This window comes from Bacillota bacterium (assembly GCA_012842395.1).
Taxonomy (GTDB): Bacteria; Bacillota; SHA-98; order UBA4971; family UBA4971; genus UBA6256.
Genome location: DUSX01000007.1, coordinates 1 through 3,554 on the forward strand (window position 1 = coordinate 1; position 3,554 = coordinate 3,554).

General features: G+C 58.6%; 4 protein-coding genes. 1 reads left to right on the forward strand and 3 read right to left on the reverse strand.

Going from position 1 to position 3,554, the window contains the following annotated elements; all coding sequences use genetic code 11:
• From GX515_03440 to GX515_03450, 3 genes are all read right to left on the reverse strand, one after another.
• Positions 1–351, reverse strand: a 351-nt coding sequence (locus GX515_03440; protein ID HHY32070.1) for a HEPN domain-containing protein, incomplete at its 3' end; no start/stop codon positions are given.
• A gap of 931 nt (positions 352–1,282) precedes the next feature.
• Positions 1,283–1,699 carry a DUF86 domain-containing protein gene (locus tag GX515_03445; GenBank protein ID HHY32071.1) on the reverse strand — a complete coding sequence of 139 codons (417 nt, stop codon included), beginning with the start codon at positions 1,697–1,699 and terminating at the stop codon, positions 1,283–1,285.
• Positions 1,700–1,725: 26 nt separating this feature from the next.
• On the reverse strand, positions 1,726–2,157 hold the full coding sequence (locus tag GX515_03450; GenBank protein HHY32072.1) for a nucleotidyltransferase domain-containing protein: 432 nt from the start codon (positions 2,155–2,157) through the stop codon (positions 1,726–1,728).
• Positions 2,158–3,019: 862 nt separating this feature from the next.
• Here GX515_03450 and GX515_03455 point away from each other — a divergent pair.
• On the forward strand, positions 3,020–3,319 hold the full coding sequence (locus GX515_03455) for a helix-turn-helix transcriptional regulator (GenBank protein ID HHY32073.1): 300 nt from the start codon (positions 3,020–3,022) through the stop codon (positions 3,317–3,319).
• Positions 3,320–3,554: the final 235 nt, after the last annotated feature.

Below are 3,554 nucleotides of genomic sequence, written 5' to 3' on the forward strand. Positions count from 1 at the left end.
CGTCCTAGCCATCATCTGACCTACGTATTCCTCAGTGCAAGTAGCTTCAAGTTGGGCTCTCTTGTCGGGGTAACGTGTTTCGATGTAGTATAGCGAAAGGCGACGCAGGAGATCTCGTCGGTTTTCATCGCACTCCGCCAAAATACCGGCGGAACCGGCAAGCGAAACGAGGTCGTGCTTCCTGGGAGGGGTCTCGCCCGTCTGTTCGACATAGACTGCCTTGATTGCTTTCTCCGCTGCTTGCTGGCACATGAACATCGCCCACAGATACCTGTTTCCTTTGAAGCAGTGCTCGGCCGTGCTCAGGTCATCCTCGGCGATCTCCAGCCACACGGAGGCTTGTGGCCTCATGTGCATCACCCTTCTCACGAGGCGGGCTGATAATGCCGCATCTCGTAAACTGCTTGGTTCGGCCCTGGCGCGCCCATCATCTGTTAGCATCTGCAACACGGATCCCAAAATGAGGATACCACGACTTCCTATGTGCAATCAACTTCCATTCGGTATATGTCCCTCACGACCACGAGGCGGGCGGGAAGGTTGACGCCGGCCGCGAGGGTGGGCGTGCATGAGACGACCTTGAGGTGGCGGTTACGAAAGGTGGCCTCCACGCAGGCGCGGGCGTCGCGCGACAGGCCCGCGTAGTGGTAGGCCACACCGCCGGATAGGAGCTCGAGCAGGTCCTCCGCCTCCTCGTCGTCCGCGGCGGCGCGCGGCGGCCAGCTGTTTCAGGATTCTCGACCGCCCGCTCGTAAGTTGAACCCGCGTGCGGACCAACGGTCATCCCCCTGATGAGATTACATGCTCACGGTTATGATAGGACGCAGACATTGTGTTATCAAGGCGGCGAGAGTGGTGGCCCGTCGCACCGCCGTCATGGTAAGACCATCGTCGTCCCATGTCTCGGGCGACAGCGATCTACTACCTGCATACCGGCAGTCCAGACGGCGCACGATCGTCGCGGTTCGGGGCACGTGGGCATCCGTATAGAGTCCGTATAGAGGCCGACTCGCGGCAGACTCGCGCAGCGACCGCGTACGATTCGCATTGGTCATGCATAGATCGATCGCTTCTCATGCCCGGACAGAGTATCCGCGCGTGCGACGGGACCAACTGGGGCGCATCACCAGCCAGCGCGGGATATATCCCACCAGGCGGGGTTTGCTTGAACGTTAAAGTGCCTCAGCCTCTTACCAAGCGTTCTCTGGCGCTTCCCTGAGACTGCCCTGCCGGAGACCTGGTCCGGCGCAGCTTGCACTGAATGGAGCCAAATACCGACCTGCTAGACCGGTGCGTCTTCGGCGGCTATCCATTCTTCGATCCTGTCCAAGAAGGCCTGTGCATCGGAACGGCCTTGGGTTAGGAAAGCCTTGATGTGTTCCCACTTGATGTCGAGGTACTGATGTGTGAGAACATTCCGAAGTCTGGTGGTATCTGCCAGACGGGTTGAAAGGTTCGGGTCTATCAGGCCCAACGATACGAGTTTCGTGAAGATGTCCCTATAGCTTTCCGGCATCTCGATGTCAGCCTGGGAGAGGATGATCTTGCCTATATCCGATAGGGAGTTTACAACGTTCTCGATTATGCGTTCAACATTCCGCCGGATAAGGCGATCAGAAGTGTAGCGAGAGAAGTCCAGATCGCCAAAGTCTCCAAGGTCCGCGAGTTCTGTTCTCGCAAACTCGAGCCTCCTGATTATGCTGTCCCTGGAAGCCCGCTCCGCGTTTAACCCTCCACGTGATTGTGCTTAGTGGTGCGACGGTGTGCCCGCCGGAGTCTCCACATATCATGGAGCAGCTCGCTGAAGTCTTCAGCCTCACGCGAGACATCCAGCATGTACCGCAGGTAGAATATCCGGTCGCGGACGACAAGGGGTACGCCTCTCAAAGCTGCCCATGCCACCGATGCGTTCGCCTCGTTCAGGACGATGAGATCAATGTCCTTGTGAAGGAGTGCCTCGAGTTCTCCTGCGACACCGTTGACTCTGGTCAAATCGTATGCGCCGGCGAAGTACGCTGCTACGTCCACGTCTGAACGTCTGGTCGCCTTGCCCCTGGCATGCGACCCGAAAAGAAATGCCACGACGACGTCATCTCTCGAGGCGAAGTACCGCTTGAGTGTGCCGAGAATGCGCCTGGATTCGTCGCCCTCTTGCATCTCGTCATTTGTGCAAGCTTCGTACGCTCTTGCCGCGATGGTCTCACCGGACATCTCGCTCGTGTTCACTAGCCTGCTCACCACCTGCGGGTGCCGAACCATTCGCGCCCCGGGACCCGAAGACTCTCGGGCCTCCACGCTGACTCTGTCTGCGCCTGGTTACGTCCCAGCGTTTCTGCTTGCACGCAGTCGAGCCCTGAAGAACCCTGCGTAGCAGCGATCGAATGCTGGGTGCCACGCGACGGCCAGCAAAGCGCGAGTCGCCCTGCCGCCGGGGTGGCTAACCCCGGAGAAACGGCTCAGGGACTTCCGCTTCGCCTACGGCTTGATTGTACTGGAAAGTTCCCCGGCAAGCAAGGAGATTCCTTGACCCCCTTCCCGTCTCGGCCATCTATGCCATTGCCAAGCAGCTTGACGCTTCTGGCGCTCTTGTTCGCTCTAATCGAAGGAATGTTCTGCTGTTACGCCGGATTTTCCGCGATGGGTAGGCTGTGCGGACCTCGTCTCGTCCTCGGCAGATGCTATAGATAACCAAGCTCGAACTCAGAAGTCGCGTGCGACGCGAAGGGCATGGACAGCGGGCGAGTCAGCCGTGCGCCCGCGGACATCGTGTTAACTTCGGAGTTGGGTATCTATGACGGCGCTGCCTGAGAGGTGAGCACATCTCGTAGCGCCTCGCGTCACCCGTTGACTGGCTGGGGCCGACATGTTACTATGATGCCAGGTAGTGGCGGTTGTCGTAACGCTGCGGTTACGAACATGCTTGCGCGCGTGCGCGAGTGCATATTTGACTTCGGGGGGATGACCTGTGACGGACCTGCTGTCGTCTCTTGGCAGGAAGCTTGCCAGTGCAAGGGCACAGATGGGCCTGACTCAAGAACAGGCAGCATCGGCTATCGGCATCAGCCGAGAAGAGCTGAGCTACTACGAGAACGGTCGCCGGGAGATTAGCCTGGCTAAGCTTGCGAGGCTCGCTGATCTCTATGGATACGGAATCGACCACTTCTTGAGCGCCTCCGGGCCTGCTCTCGATAGAGACATTGCTGTGGCTTTCAGGGCCGAGACGGTGTCCGAGGACGACCTGGAGACCATTGCCTGGGCCAAGAAGCTCGTCATAGACGCGCACATGCTAGATCGATTGCTCATGGAGGGAAGATCTTGACCACACCAACCGACCCGGTGATGCTCGCCGCACAGGTCAGACGAGAGTGGGGTCTAGGAGACTCGCAGCCTGTGCATATAGAGCAAGCTCTCTGGTTGCTTGAGGGGATAACGGTGATCCGAACCCCTTTCGGTGACAGTTCAAGTATCTCTGGCCTTTTCGTGCGCAAAGAAGACACGGTCATCGTCGTGCTGAACACCAATCGTACGCGCGGCCATCAGCATTTCACTGCCGC